Annotated in this window: 13 protein-coding genes; 9 read left to right on the top strand and 4 right to left on the bottom strand. The window is 56.4% G+C overall.

Going from position 1 to position 14,174, the window contains the following annotated elements:
- Window positions 1–113 precede the first annotated feature (113 nt).
- The 8 genes from AC3WJN_RS09815 to purU all read left to right on the top strand — a co-directional run bounded on the left by AC3WJN_RS09815 (window position 114) and on the right by purU (window position 8,591).
- Window positions 114–2,312 carry a DNA topoisomerase III gene (locus AC3WJN_RS09815; protein ID WP_007783982.1) on the top strand — a complete coding sequence of 733 codons (2,199 nt, stop codon included), beginning with the start codon at window positions 114–116 and terminating at the stop codon, window positions 2,310–2,312.
- A 110-nt stretch (window positions 2,313–2,422) separates the two neighbouring features.
- Entirely contained in the window at window positions 2,423–3,064 is a 642-nt protein-coding gene (yyaC, locus tag AC3WJN_RS09810) for a spore protease YyaC (RefSeq protein ID WP_242507457.1), read from the top strand.
- A gap of 21 nt (window positions 3,065–3,085) precedes the next feature.
- Window positions 3,086–3,415 carry a 2-methylaconitate cis-trans isomerase PrpF family protein gene (locus AC3WJN_RS09805; RefSeq protein WP_255344314.1) on the top strand — a complete coding sequence of 110 codons (330 nt, stop codon included), beginning with the start codon at window positions 3,086–3,088 and terminating at the stop codon, window positions 3,413–3,415.
- A 395-nt stretch (window positions 3,416–3,810) separates the two neighbouring features.
- Window positions 3,811–5,001: an HlyD family secretion protein gene (locus AC3WJN_RS09800; RefSeq protein WP_433947752.1), complete on the top strand. Its 1,191-nt coding sequence runs from the start codon at window positions 3,811–3,813 to the stop codon at window positions 4,999–5,001.
- Window positions 4,998–5,759 carry an ABC transporter ATP-binding protein gene (locus AC3WJN_RS09795; RefSeq protein ID WP_005836383.1) on the top strand — a complete coding sequence of 254 codons (762 nt, stop codon included), beginning with the start codon at window positions 4,998–5,000 and terminating at the stop codon, window positions 5,757–5,759. The genes AC3WJN_RS09800 and AC3WJN_RS09795 overlap by 4 nt, the downstream gene beginning before the upstream one ends.
- Window positions 5,756–6,895, top strand: a complete 1,140-nt coding sequence (locus AC3WJN_RS09790; protein ID WP_007787551.1) for an ABC transporter permease — start codon at window positions 5,756–5,758, stop codon at window positions 6,893–6,895. The genes AC3WJN_RS09795 and AC3WJN_RS09790 overlap by 4 nt, the downstream gene beginning before the upstream one ends.
- A 17-nt stretch (window positions 6,896–6,912) precedes the next feature.
- Window positions 6,913–7,584 carry a TetR/AcrR family transcriptional regulator gene (locus AC3WJN_RS09785; RefSeq protein ID WP_005836380.1) on the top strand — a complete coding sequence of 224 codons (672 nt, stop codon included), beginning with the start codon at window positions 6,913–6,915 and terminating at the stop codon, window positions 7,582–7,584.
- 110 nt (window positions 7,585–7,694) lie between these two features.
- The gene (gene purU, locus AC3WJN_RS09780) at window positions 7,695–8,591 is read left to right on the top strand and encodes a formyltetrahydrofolate deformylase (protein ID WP_007784458.1); all 897 of its coding nucleotides are present in this window, start codon (window positions 7,695–7,697) and stop codon (window positions 8,589–8,591) included.
- 795 nt (window positions 8,592–9,386) lie between these two features.
- On the opposite strand, the gene AC3WJN_RS09775 is transcribed toward purU, so the two are convergent.
- Window positions 9,387–10,301, bottom strand: a complete 915-nt coding sequence (locus tag AC3WJN_RS09775; RefSeq protein ID WP_327944551.1) for a LysR family transcriptional regulator — start codon at window positions 10,299–10,301, stop codon at window positions 9,387–9,389.
- 118 nt (window positions 10,302–10,419) lie between these two features.
- Between AC3WJN_RS09775 and AC3WJN_RS09770 the strand changes: the two genes are divergently transcribed.
- The gene (locus AC3WJN_RS09770; RefSeq protein WP_310670660.1) at window positions 10,420–11,640 is read left to right on the top strand and encodes an MFS transporter; all 1,221 of its coding nucleotides are present in this window, start codon (window positions 10,420–10,422) and stop codon (window positions 11,638–11,640) included.
- Here AC3WJN_RS09770 and AC3WJN_RS09765 read toward each other — a convergent pair.
- The 3 genes from AC3WJN_RS09765 to AC3WJN_RS09755 form a co-directional block, all read right to left on the bottom strand.
- Entirely contained in the window at window positions 11,603–12,298 is a 696-nt protein-coding gene (locus AC3WJN_RS09765; RefSeq protein WP_005835683.1) for an alpha/beta hydrolase, read from the bottom strand. The two genes, AC3WJN_RS09770 and AC3WJN_RS09765, sit on opposite strands and share 38 nt — an antisense overlap.
- 191 nt (window positions 12,299–12,489) lie before the next feature.
- Window positions 12,490–13,146 carry a CoA transferase subunit B gene (locus AC3WJN_RS09760; protein ID WP_005835685.1) on the bottom strand — a complete coding sequence of 219 codons (657 nt, stop codon included), beginning with the start codon at window positions 13,144–13,146 and terminating at the stop codon, window positions 12,490–12,492.
- A gap of 47 nt (window positions 13,147–13,193) precedes the next feature.
- Window positions 13,194–13,886, bottom strand: coding sequence for a CoA transferase subunit A (locus AC3WJN_RS09755; protein ID WP_005835687.1), 693 nt, complete (start codon window positions 13,884–13,886; stop codon window positions 13,194–13,196).
- Between the last annotated feature and the right edge of the window lie 288 nt (window positions 13,887–14,174).

The raw sequence follows: 14,174 nt of genomic DNA, 5'->3' as shown, positions 1-14,174 counted from the left end.
CAGCCGCCGCCATTGCCAAATGCTGCAAAAGATTTGGCGTAACCCGCGTTCTCATCTACAATGGATGAGAACACATAGCAGGAATGTGAAGCAGATGTAAGGTGGTGTCACTGATGAGCAAAACGCTTGTGCTGGCGGAAAAGCCATCCGTCGGCCGCGATATCGCGAAAGTATTGCAGTGCCAGAAAAAAGGGAACGGCTTTCTGGAAGGAGATAAATACATTGTGACGTGGGCCTTGGGGCATCTCGTGACCTTGGCCGATCCGGAAGCGTACGGGCAGCAGTTCAGCTCGTGGCGAATCGAGGATTTGCCGATCATGCCGTCTCCGTTGAAGCTCGTCGTCATCCGCGAGAGCAACAAACAGTTTCAGACCGTGAAGCAGCAAATGCGGCGCAGCGACGTCAGCCAGATTGTGATTGCGACAGATGCCGGGCGCGAAGGCGAGCTGGTCGCCCGCTGGATCATCGAAATGGCGCATGTGCAAAAGCCGATCAAGCGGCTGTGGATTTCGTCAGTCACCGACAAGGCGATTCGCGACGGCTTCCGCAACCTGAAGGACGGCAAGCAGTACGAAAACTTGTACGCTTCTGCGGCCGCCCGCGCCGAGGCGGACTGGCTCGTCGGAATCAATGCTACTCGCGCCTTGACGTGCAAGCACAACGCCCAGCTCTCGTGCGGGCGCGTCCAGACGCCGACGCTGGCCATCGTCGCGGCGAGAGAAGAAGAGATTCGCCGCTTTACGCCCAAGCCGTTCTTCGGCCTGCGCGCCGTGGCAGAGCAGTCGGTTTCGCTGCAATGGCAGGACCAGAAGACGAAGGACGTCAAAACGTTTTCCAAAGAGCGGGCGGACCAGCTTCTCGCTGCCTTGAAGCAGGAAAAAAGCGCAGAGGTCGTGGATGTGACCCGCACGAACAAAAAGACGTACGCCCCGCAACTTTACGATCTCACCGAGCTGCAGCGGGACGCGAACCGGATGTTTGGCTATTCGCCGAAAGAGACGCTGTCCATCATGCAAAGCCTCTACGAGCACCACAAGGCAGTGACGTATCCGCGGACCGATTCCCGCTACCTCTCGTCCGATATCGTCGAGACGTTGCCAGACAGGATCAAGGCTGTGCAGATGAAGCCGTATGCGCCGCTCGCGGCGAGAATTTTGCGGTCGCCGATCAAGGCGGCGAAGTCGTTTGTGGACGACAGCAAAGTTTCCGACCACCACGCCATCATCCCGACGGAGCAAGCGGTGTTTCTCGGCGATTTGAGCGACAAGGAGCGCAAAATTTTCGACCTGATCGTGAAGCGCTTCCTTGCTGTGCTCTTGCCTCCTTTTGAATACGAACAGACGACTATCCAGGCGAAAATAGGCGGCGAGCTGTTCCTGGCCAGAGGCAAGACCGTGCTGGCCCAAGGCTGGCGGGAAGCCTACGACCACGATGTCGAAGACGAGGAAGGACAGGACGGACTGGCGGAGCAGTGGCTGCCGAAGATCGAAAAAGGCGATCGGCTCGCCATCCAGAGCATCGCGCAAACGAAAGGCGAGACGAAGCCGCCGGAGCCGTTTACAGAGGCCAGCCTGTTGTCCGCGATGGAAAATCCGGCGAAATACATGGCAAACGAAAGCAAGGAGCTAATCAAAACGATCGGCGAGACAGGCGGACTCGGTACTGTGGCGACGCGCGCCGACATCATCGAAAAACTGTTTAACAGCTTCCTTTTGGAGAAGCGCGGCAAACATATTTTCGTCACGGCAAAAGGCAAGCAGCTCCTGGAGCTTGTTCCCGACGAGATGCAATCCCCGACGTTGACCGCCCAATGGGAGCAAAAGCTCGCCGCCATCGCCAAAGGAAGCCTGAGCAAGCGCGCCTTCATCGAAGAGATGAGAACGTACGCGCGAGAGGTCGTCCAGGAGATCAAAAACAGCGACAAAACATTCCGCCACGACAACCTGACGCGAAGCAAATGCCCGGAGTGCGGCAAGCTTCTTTTGGAGGTAAACGGAAAACGCGGCAAGATGCTCGTCTGCCAGGACCGCGAATGCGGCTACCGCAAAAGCATTGCCAAGCAGACGAACGCCCGCTGCCCGAAATGCCACAAGCGGCTGGAATTGCGCGGCGAGGGCGAAGGGCAAATGTTGGTTTGCGCTTGCGGGCACAGGGAAAAGCTCTCGACGTTCAAGGAGCGCAGAGAGAAGGAAAAGGGCAGCAAAGTGTCCAAGAAGGAAGTCGCCAAGTATTTGAAATCGCAGGAGAAGGAGAGCGACGAAGGTATCAACTTCGCGCTGAAGGACGCGCTCTCCAAGTTCAAATTCGAGTAGGGAAGCACGTGCGCAGCAACTGACGAAAACCCTGGCCAGCCGTTTTGGCCGGGGGCTTTTCAGCTCCGAACCAGTCTGCGCCTAGGCTCGTGAAAGAAAAGAGGATGGACATGGGATTTTTCGGCAGCCGTAAAGAAGAAACAGACGCAAAAGCAACAGCAAGCGTCCTGTTGACTATCCATGACAACGAACGAACCATCCGGCAGGAAACCGCCGCGATGGCTGCGTTTCTGAACACGCTCATCCAGCAAGCGAGCCGGGAACAAAGAGAGGTCGTCTTTTTGTGCATCGGGTCGGATCGCTCGATTGGCGATGCGCTGGGGCCATTGGTTGGAACGATGCTGCTGGAGGCGGGTGTCACCCACCGCGTTTACGGAACGCTGGAGGAGCCGGTTCATGCCTTCAATCTGGAGCCGACCTTGAAGGCGATCAAGCGACAGTTTCGGCAGCCGCTCATCATTGGCATTGACGCCGGGCTGGGGGAGAAGGAGCAGGTTGGCGCGGTCATTTTGAAGGAAGGTCCGCTGCTTCCGGGGCGGGCTTTGCAAAAAATGCTGCCGCCTGTAGGGGACTATCGCATGGCAAACGAGCCTATCATGCCCGCCCCTCCATGTAAAGCCGCCCACGTAACCATCCGCCTGTTAAAAACCCATTTACACAAAAAAATTTACATTCCCAGAAATGGACTGCGAACGCTTAGTCATTCAAGAATCCCACCCGTACACCGCAAGCTGGAAGGCTTGCGGCTTTAGCCGTGGGAGTCTCAAACCGATCTGACTGGCACTTATCGCAAAGCGGCGGACATGGATCTCGCCATTCGCATGATGTCGATGCAAAAGCCGCACCAGGCGCTGGCGATCACGGGAGCGATCTGCACCACGGCGGCCGCTTTTCTGCCTGACACCGTCCTCTCCGAGCTGATCGACATCAAGCGGGAGGTGCTGCGGCTCGCGCATCCCGGCGGCATCATCGAAACGAAGGCGGAATTTGTCGCGGGCCACATCAGCGCAATCAAAGTCGTGCGCACGGCACGGATGATTTTGGAAGGGTATGTGTACACGAAAAGCCATTACGCGCTTGCTGCCCAGTCCCAGTTGGCGTAATGGGGGGAGAGCAGCCCGCGGAACGCCGCCGAAAGCCAGCGAAAGCCGCTGACGGATGCGCTCGTCGAGTGGCATCCCAGGTCCCGGCACTGCAGCAACAAAGAACGCTCCACTACCAAAAAACCTCCGCCAGCCAAAAACGCTCCGGTCGGACTGGGGATGAATCCCTGGTTCTGGCGGGAGCGTTTTTGGCTGTTGACGCGTGTTCACAAAATAAAAATTGCAAGTTAGGCGCAGGGGGCATATACTCACAGTAAGAAGTGAGTAATCACTCGCTTTTTGTGAAGTTCATCCGGCGACGTGCATCATGATCTGCACAAAGAGGGCAAACTGCCCGTTTTTTGACCGTAAAAATAAAGTGATTACTCACTCATTACAGATGGGAGAGGTTTTGCATGAAACGTGTCTTGCGCGCTGTAAGTATCGGCAGCCTGCTTCTCGCTCTGTCAGGCTGCGGCCTGCTCGGGGAAAAGCAGCAGCCACTGTCGGGGACAATCGAGGCGGATGAATGGCCGATCGTGGCCGAGGTAGGCGGGCTGGTGACGAAGGTGATCGCCGAGGAAGGTAGCGAGGTGAAAAAAGGCGAGGTGCTGGCGGAAATCGACCCGCGCAGCTACCAGATCAGCGTGGCGGAGGCCAAGGCCGCATGGGAGCAGGCGAGGGCCAGGCTGGAGGAAGCGAAGGCAGGCTCGCGCGACCAGACGATTCAGAAGGGAGTGGCCGCCGTTCAGCAGGCGAATGCCAGCATCCGTTTGGCGCAGGCGAGAAAAAGCCAGGCAGAGGCCGGAATTGCCCGGGCGCAGGAGCAACTGGCGCAGGCCGAATCGCAGCGCGCAGGAGCGGAGGAGACGCTGCGCTACCAGCAAAAGCGGCTGCAAGAGGCGACGGCCTTATATGAAAAAGGGGCGATCTCGCAAAAAGATTTGGATACGCAAAAAGAGGCGGTCAGCCAGGCGACTACCCAGTTGAACCAGTGGACGGCACAGGTGGCGCAGGCCAAGGCGGCGTACCGTTCCGCCCAGGAGGACGCGGCTGCGGCGGCTGCTCAGGTCGGCACAGCAAAAGCCCAGCAGCAAGGAGCGCAAGCAGAGCTTGATCTGGTGCGGGCAGGCAGTACGGACTACGCCATCCGGGCACTGCTGGCAGCGGAGGAACAGGCGCAGGCGAGGCTCGACCAGGCGATGCTGCAGCTTGAAAAGGCGCGGATTGTCGCCGCAGAAGACGGCGTTTTGCTGCGCTCCTCCATCGAGCAGGGAGAGGTCGCCAAACCGGGGGCTACGTTGTTTACGATGATGAAGGCAGACCAGCTCAAGCTCGTGGTGTACATCCCGGAAGCGCAGTTGAACCGGGTGCAAAAAGGGCAGGAGGTCGGCATCAAGGTCGATGCGTACCCGGATGAGACGTTTACGGGCACGATCAGCCGCATCGCGGACAAAGCGGAGTTTACGCCGCGCAATGTGCAGACGCAAGACGAGCGGACCAAGCTTGTGTTTGCCGTCACGATTGACGTCGCCAAAGGCCAGGACAAACTCAAGCCGGGCATGCCTGCCGATGTGCTGCTGCCAGACGGGGAGGGAGGCCGATGAGCGCCGCCGCCATTACGTGCCAGCAACTGACCAAGCGCTTCGGGGAGCGGGTCGCCGTCAACAGCCTGACCTTGACGGTGCCCAAAGGCTCGATTTACGGCTTCCTCGGCCCGAACGGCTCGGGAAAATCGACGACGATTCGCATGCTGTGCGGGCTGATGACGCCGACGACGGGCAGCGGGACGGTACTCGGCTATGACGTCATGACGCAGAGCGAAGAGATCAAGCAGCGCATTGGCTACATGTCGCAAAAGTTCAGCCTGTATGAAGATTTGACAGTGGAAGAAAACCTTGATTTTTACGCCGGCGTCTACCAGCTTGGCGCAGCGGAGCGGCGGAATAGAAAGGCGGAGTTGATCGAAATGGCAGGGCTGACAGGCCGGGAAAAGCAGCTCGCAGGCTCGCTGTCCGGCGGCTGGAAGCAGCGTCTTGCCTTGTCCTGCGCCCTTTTGCACAAGCCGGAGCTGCTGATTCTCGACGAACCGACGGCCGGAGTCGATCCGGTGTCCCGGCGCATTTTCTGGGAAGTGATTCACGAGCTGGCCGAGCAAGGCATGACCGTGCTGGTGACGACGCACTATATGGATGAGGCCCAGACGTGCGACTGGATCGGGTTCATTTTTTTCGGCAACCTGCTTGCGGAAGGAACCCCGCAGGAATTGATCGAGCAGTTGGGCGCGGCCAATCTGGAGGACGTGTTCATCGAGTTGGTGCGGCGCGAAGAAGCGCGGCAGGCGGCGGAGGGGGGAGCGCGATGAGACGATTTGTCTGGGGGCGCTACTGGTCTATCGTCAAAAAGGAAGTAATCCAGATCAAACGCGATCGGCCCAGCCTGGCAATTGCGCTGGTCATGCCGCTGATGCTTTTGTTTTTGTTCGGATACGCCGTCAACACGGATGTGAACGACATCCGCATGGCGGTCTGGAACCAGAGTCCGTCAGCCGCAAGCCGGGAGCTGGTCGATCAGTTCGTGCACACGAAAATTTTTCAGGCGACAGCGAGCGTCGGAGGCTACCGGGAGCTGGAGGCGATGCTGGACGAGGGAACGGCAGATGTCGGGCTGGTGATCGGGCCGGACTACACGCGGCAAAAAAACCGCGGCGAGCCAGCGCACATTCAGCTTCTCGTCAACGGCTCCGATCCGAACATCGCGCGCACGGCTGTGTCCAACGCCCAACTGATCGTGCAGCACCAGGCGATCAGCTTGCAGGAAAAGAAGCTGGAAAAGCAGGGAATGGGCGAGCTGACGCTGCCGCTTGCGCTGGAGACGCGCGTGCTGTTCAATCCGAATATGGAGAGCATCGTCTTCAATATCCCTGGGCTGATCGGGCTGATTATGCAAAACGTCACGATGATTTTGACCGCCTTTTCGCTCGTCCGGGAAAAAGAACGGGGCACGATGGAGCAGCTTGTCGTGACGCCGATTCGCCCGCTGGAGCTGATGCTTGGCAAAATTACGCCGTATGTCGGCGTCGGGCTGTTTTCGTTTTGCCTCGTGCTCTTCGTTGGGACTGCCTGGTTCGGGGTTCCGGTCAAAGGCAGCATCGGCCTGTTGGTCGCCTTGTCCGTCCTGTTTCTCGTGACCACGCTGCTGCTGGGAATTTTGATCTCGACCGTAGCGAAGACGCAGCTTCAGGCGATGCAGATGGCCTTCGCGCTCATCCTGCCCAGCGTGCTTTTGTCCGGGTTCATGTTCCCGCGCGATTCGATGCCGGTCGTGATACAATGGTTAGGCGGGCTTGTCCCGTTGACCTATTTTCTGGAAATTTTGCGGGGAATCTTTTTGAAAGGCGTAGGCGCCGAGGCACTCTGGAAAGAGATCGTCGGGATGGGCGCATTCAGCCTGGTCATTTTGGCCGTTGCCATCGGCAGATTCCGCAAAAAGATCGAATAGAGGAGCGTAAACGTCGTATGAACAAGCCGCCGTCGTTTGAAGAGGGCCTGTTGCAATATGTGGAAGAGCTGAAAGACGAGAGCGAGATGACGGAAAAGCAGCGCAATATTTTGCGGGCCTCCGTTAAGCTGTTCGCGGAAAAAGGCTTCCATGCCAGCTCTACCTCGGAAATCGCCAAAGAGGCGGGAGTGGCTGAAGGGACGATTTTCCGCCATTACAAATCGAAAAAAGACATTTTGCTTGCCGTCGTGGCACCCGTGCTGGTGAAATTCGCGGCGCCGTTCATCCTGAAGGACGTGCGCGAGATCTTCAAGGAGCAGGCGCAAAAGCCGTTTGGCGAAATCGTCACGGAGCTGTACCGGAATCGCCTGAACCTGGTCGTCGCCAACGAAAAGCACATTCGCATCTTGCTCCAGGAGGCGTTTTTCCACGACGAGATTCGGGAAGCGCTGATCGCGACTGTCTTTAAGGATGCCAAACTGATGGCGCAAAAGCTGATCGAAGCAAAAGTGGCTGAGGGCGAGCTGCGTCCGCTGCCGAGCCAGGCGGTCTTTCGCGTCGTGCTGTCTGCGATGATCGGCCTGGTGCTGTTTCGCCAGGTGCTGGACGAGGACGATTATGCAGCCTACAGCGATGAAGAGCAAATTGCTATGACCGTCGATATTTTGCTGAACGGGATTGGAAAATGATTTTTTATCGATAAGCAAGCGTTTTCTCTCAAATTGCCTCTAGAAAATCCGCCGAGGAATGGTATAATTGCAAACAACTTTTTGCTGTTTGCTTTTGGAGGAGAGAAACCATGCATTTGTTATCAGAGAGAGAATGGCTCGCGTATCGGGAAAAAAACAAAGACCGCGCGCGCATGCTGATTTCCTGCCCGGACCGTGCGGGGATCGTGGCGGCGGTCTCGAATTTTTTGTTTCAGCAGGGCGCAAACATCGTCCAGTCTGACCAGTACACGACTGACCCGGAGACAGGCCGCTTTTTCATGCGGATTGAATTTGATCTGGTCAACCTGCAAGAGCGCTTCGAGGCGATCAAGGCGGAGTTCGGTCAGGTAGCCGACAGCTTCGGCATGGACTGGTCGTTGGTCGAAGCGAACAAGCGCAAAAAGGTTGCCCTGTTTGTTTCGAAGGAAGACCACTGTCTGTTGGAGCTGCTGTGGCGCTGGAAGTCCGGCGAACTGCACGCGGATATATCCGTTGTGGTCAGCAACCATCCGGACATGCAGGAGACGGTGGAGTCGTTTGGCATCCCGTACCGCTGCATTCCGGTGACGAAGGAAAACAAGCCGCAGGCGGAACAAGAACAACTGGAAGCGGCAGCGGGCGTCGACCTGATCGTCCTGGCGCGCTACATGCAGATTTTGTCCCCGCGCTTTCTTACGGACTACGCGATGCGGATCATCAACATCCACCATTCGTTCCTCCCTGCCTTCGTGGGTGCCAAGCCTTACGAGCAGGCGTATCGCCGCGGCGTGAAGCTGATCGGGGCGACCGCGCACTACGTCACCGAGGAGCTGGACGCAGGTCCGATCATCGAGCAGGACGTGCAGCGCGTCTCGCATCAGGAGGATGTCGAAGCGTTGAAGCAGCTCGGACGCCAGGTGGAGCGCACCGTGCTGGCGCGCGCCGTCCGCTGGCATCTGGAAGACCGCGTGCTGGTGTACGGCAACAAGACGATTGTGTTTCCGTAAACACGATAGAGGGCAAAACGGCTTCTTGTATGTGGTTTGGCCAAGCAGGAAAAAGCTTCCCCGGGGAGGGAAGCTTTTTTTGTGCGCCATGCATGGCGACTAACTAATGGAAAGTGCGTTTGAGTTACATTTGCTGGTCCCTTTGTAAATTCGGTTAAAAGAACGGTGTACGAGATATTTTTGCTTTACTGGTAATTAGTGGTATAATATACACGCCCTTCAAAAAGAAAAAGGGTGCCGATTTTTGGAAAAAACAATATCAATCTTCCTAGGCTTTTTGATTGGGTTTGTATTCAGTTTTTTTAGAAATTCCAGTCGTTATTCAAAATTTTATCGAGTTCATAATAATGGTGATATTTGGATACTTAACTATAGCCTTCAATCATCCAAAGGTTTTTTCGCGATGCAGTCGCAACAGGAAGACCGAGAAGACGGTAACGAGCGAATACGGCGAGGTGAATATCACGGTGCCACGGAACATAATGGCGAATTTGAGTTCTTTATCGTTCCAGTCAGAAATTGAGAAACGGTGAAATAGCGAGAATGAATGAGAAAAACTTAATATATATAGGGAGGGATTCTCTTGGATTTAAATTTTACGGTTGCATTTATTATTCTGTTCGTTATTTTGCTAAGTATTTTAAACACACTAAAAAAATCAACTCATCAGTCGAAACATTAAAGAACAAAATAACCGATAAGATAGATTAGCTTATCGAGTATTCAGTGAATATTACCAATCTGTCCAGGAAGTCGGTTTTGACTGGCTTTCTGGAGCAAAAGCTGGTCCATTAACTACTCTGGATCAGCTTTTTTATCTGAAACGGCAGTCCCCAAAACCATCCCCAAAAACCGCTCCACCACCGGGCGATGGCTGACTTCCTCCTCGCGCGTGCAGATGTAGACAGGGCGCTTGATCTCCACGCCGGGGACGGTCACGCGCCCGATTTCGTTGCGATCGACCATTTCCTTGACGGCCAGCGCAGGGGCAAGCATCGTTCCGTACCCTGCGCGTACAGATTGGATCGACTCGACCAGCCCGTGGTATTGCAGCCCGACGCGCGGGCGCTTGACGCCGTGCTCGCGGCAGAGGGAAAACAGCCATTCCCGCGTCGAGCTGCCTTGCTCCCGCAGCAAAAACGGCTCCTGCACAAGCTGCTCCATGCTCACCTCTTTGCCCGCATACGGGTGATCGGCAGGCAGGATGAACCAGTAAAGCACATCGGTCATGTGTACGCGCCGGACGGGCAGCTCGTCCCACGATTCCTTGATGACGATGGCCAGATCGACCTGCCCGCCGAGCAAAAGCTCGATGGACTGGGCGGAGTTGCGGGTGCGGATTTCCACATCGACCTGTTCGTACTGCCGCTTGAATGCGGCGAGCCACTTGGGCACCAGATAGTGGGAGGGCAGGTAGGTGGAAGCGATGCGCAGTTTGCCCTTTTTGCCCTGTTTGATCTCTGCGAGCTGCCACTCGATCTCGCGCTCCCAGTCGTAAATGCGGCGGGCTTTTTCCAACAGGAAGCGGCCTTCGTCGGTCAAGGCAATTCCCCGGCCGCGAGGGGCGACGAGCGCAACGCCCAGCTCGTTTTCCAGCTTGCGGATTTGCGCGCTGACCGCCGGCTGGCTGATTGCGAGGGCAGCGGCGGCTTCGGTCACGCTTTGGCGCAAGGCTACCTCCACAAAAATTCGCAAGGCATGCAGGTTCATTTTGCTCCTCCATTCATAACTGTTGTTTATGGATTGCGCAACAATATGTATTAGATCCGATGAATGATTCCTTGTATGGTAATCCATAGGACGACGGGAAGTAAAGGAGCAAAAAGAGATGAGAGAAATCAGCGGGAAAACGCAGGTCGTCGCGGTTGCATTGGTGACGGCGCTGTGCATGCTCGGAGATTCGATGTTGTATGTGGTGTTGCCGCTCTATTGGCAGGAGGCCGGGCTTGGTTCGCTGTGGGAAGTGGGCGTGCTGTTGTCGATCAATCGCTTCGTCCGGGTTCCGCTCGGGCCGCTCGTCGGGAAGTGGTACGAGCGGACGGGAGGGCGCGCCGGACTGGTTCTCGCAGTGGTGCTTGCTTTTGTGACGACGCTGTCGTACGGCTTCCAAGGTTTTTGGCTGTGGCTTTTGATGCGCTCTTTGTGGGGCGTCGCCTGGACGTTTTTGCGGCTGGGGGCGTATTCCTTGATTGTGGCTGTCGCAGACGAACATAACCGCGGGCAGTTGATGGGGCTGTACAACGGCCTGTACCGTCTCGGCAGCCTGGGGGGAATGCTCGTGGGGGCGCTGTTCGCCTCCTGGTACGGCTTGCTGCCGGCTTCGCTTCTGCTCGCCTGCTGCTCGCTGTTTGCGCTGTTGCTCGTCTTTCTCTACATTCGCCCGGGCTTTACCAACCGGACGGCGGCAGCCGTAGAGAAAGGCGGGGAGTCGCACAGGCTGAGGTTGTGGCGACAGGCGGCCATGCAAAAGACCATGCTGACCGCGCTTATCGTCACCATGATTTATCAAGGGATGTTTGCGTCCACGCTGAGCAGGCTGGTAGAGCAGCGGACACCGTTTCTCGCGCTCGGGGGCATCGTGCTGGGAGCTGCCGTGCTCGCAAGCCTGGTGCAAGGGCTGCGCTGGTGCTGGGAGCCGTGGGCCGCGCCTGTTGTCGGCAGGCTGGCGGATCGGTACGGCAGAAGGAAAATGTTTGCCGCCACCCTTTTTGCAGGCGCGCTGCTGTTTGCGCTCATTCAGGCGGGGGTGCCGCTTGGCGCGTGGTTTGCGGTGCTGCTCGGCATCCAGTTGACCGCGACGATCATCACCACGGTGATGGACACGCTCGCGGCAGATGAAGCAGCCAGGCATGCGAACAGCACAGCGGTAATGACGTTTTATTCCGTCATCACAGACCTGGGAGCAGCCTTGGGACCGCTATTCGCCTTTTGGCTTGATGAGCATGCCGGGCTGTCCGTCATGTACGTCGGGCTTGCCGCAGCGCTTCTGCTTATAGCTGCGGCGTGGAGCGTCAGACAGAGACGGGAGAGTCTGGAAAGCGCTCCTTGAGCGCAGCGAGGACGCGAGCGATGGCCGCTTCCTTGTCCGGGCCGTGCAGCAGCATGTGATTGGAGTGCTCGTACCAGGTGATTTGCGGCGAGGCGGATTCGTCTACGCTTTTGGCGAGAAGCTGTGCGCTGATGGCATGCACCGTGTCGTCCCGCTTTGCCTGCAGCAAAAGGTACGGGGTCTTGATCTGGCCCAGGAGCGGCTTCGTTTCCGACAAAAGTCGGCGAAACTCCAGCATGCTGCTGACAGGGATTCTGCCGATGCTTCTTACGTAGCGGCGCGAATGGGTAGGGAAGTCCTCGCGCAAGTAGTGTATGGCTTCCTTTACGTCCCAGTACTTGTACGGCGTATTGATCGTAATCAGCAGCTCGACAGGGTAGCGGGTCGTCAGATGAAAGGCGAGCAGGCCGCCCATGGAAAACCCGATAATGACGATCGTGTCTGCGCGCATGGAGAGGCGTTTGTAGCCTTCCTCCGCAGAGCGCAGCCAGTCTTTGCGGGTGCTTCGGGCCATTTGGCGGCGAGTCGTCCCGTGCCCTTCCAGAGTGGGACACTCGACCTGGTAGCCAGCCTCGCGCAGCGCTTTGGCGAGAGGCAAAACGTCGTTGATGTCTCCGGCGAATCCGTGGATGAGCAGACAACCGACTGTTCCTGACATCGTAATCTCTCCCTCTCAAATGTTGGGAATTTGCTTTGTGTACGTATTATATACCGAATGCGGGCGAGAAGCGACTGCGCGGGTGCAGCTTGCGAGTGAAAGCAAAAAGGCCCCATCCCGGTAGGATGAGGCCGATTTTGTGAAAGCGGCGAGCAGGAATGAAGCTGTCAGGTGTAGGGCTGGTCAAAAGGTTACAGGCCAATCGTTTTCAGCTCTGGCGAAATGAGTAGCTTCGGTTCTGTGCACGCCTGGATGTCTTCTGGCGTATAGCCTTCCGCGACTTCGACCAAAAGCAGGCCGTCCGGTGTCACATCGAGAACGGCTCTGTCCGTGATGATCCGGTTGACTACTTTTTTGCCAGTGAGCGGGAGAGCGCACTTGTTCAAAATTTTCGTTTCGCCATGTTTGTTGACGTGGTCCATGATGACGACGATTTTTTTCGCGCCGTGCACGAGGTCCATCGCTCCGCCCATCCCTTTGACCATCTTGCCGGGAATCATCCAGTTCGCCAGATCGCCCTCGGCAGAAACTTCCATGGCTCCAAGAATGGCCAGGTCGATGTGCCCGCCGCGAATCATCGCAAACGACTCGGCGCTGGAGAAGTAAGCCGCGCCGGGAATCGCCGTGACGGTTTCTTTTCCGGCGTTAATCAGATCGGGATCGAGTTCGTCCTCGGTCGGATAAGGGCCGATTCCGAGCAGGCCGTTTTCCGATTGCAGCACGACGGTTTTTCCTTCCGGGATGTAGTTGGCGACGAGTGTAGGCATCCCGATTCCGAGATTCACGTAAAAGCCATCCTCGATTTCTTTGGCAGCCCGAGTGGCAATTTGCTCACGAGTAAGCGACATATCTGTTTCCTCCCTTGAATGACCTTTGTATGTGATCGTGTCGTCGGTTAGGAGCGGACCGTGCGCCGCTCAATCCGTTTTTCAAACGATGGCGCCTGAATCAGCCGCTGGACGTACACGCTTGGCGTATGGATGTGATCCGGGTCCAGCTCGCCTGTTTCCACGATTTCTTCTACCTCGACAATCGTGATTTTTCCGGCGGCGGCCATCATCGGATTGAAGTTTTGCGCGGTCTTGCGGAAGACGAGATTGCCCATCTTGTCGGCTTTCCACGCCTTGATGAGCGCGAAGTCGCCCGTGATCGCATGCTCCAGCAAATACTCCTTGCCGTTGAAGACGCGCGTCTCGCGGCCTTCCGCAATCGGAGTGCCGACGCCCGCAGGCGTGTAGAAGGCAGGGATGCCAGCGCCGCCAGCGCGGATTCTTTCCGCCAGCGTGCCTTGCGGCGTCAGCTCGACTTCCAGTTCGCCAGACAGGAACTGGCGTTCAAATTCCTTGTTTTCCCCGACGTAGGAGGAGACCATTTTTTTGATCTGCTTTTCGCGCAGGAGCAGGCCCAGGCCCCAATCATCCACGCCGCAGTTGTTGGAGACGACAGTGAGGTTTTTCACTGCTTTGTCGCGCAGGGCGATAATGAGATTTTCCGGAATGCCGACCAGTCCGAAGCCGCCGACCAAAAGGGTAGCTCCATCGTGAATATCTGCCACGATCTCCGCATAAGAAGAGTAAATTTTTGCCATGACGATCACTCCCACCATGAAAAAATGTCGTTGTACGCGAGTAAAGGCTTTTTGTAAGCGCTAACAAGCAATCGGACAATTGCTTGAATATTTCCGCCCTTCCATCATACAAGATACGAGTTACAAACAAGTGACGAGAATCCGCCCGATAATAAAAAAATATAAAAAATGACAGAAAAGTGATACAACTGTTTTTATTTTCTGTAAAATATCATTAGCGTTGCATAAAAAATGAATCCATCTATTGTCAAATTATTCTGAATGACATTTTCAACTTCACAACCAAAA

This window comes from Brevibacillus sp. FW306-2-1A-C05A (genome assembly GCF_058781555.1).
Note: the sequence above shows the minus strand (reverse complement) of the source record. Positions and strands in the feature narration are given on the sequence as shown.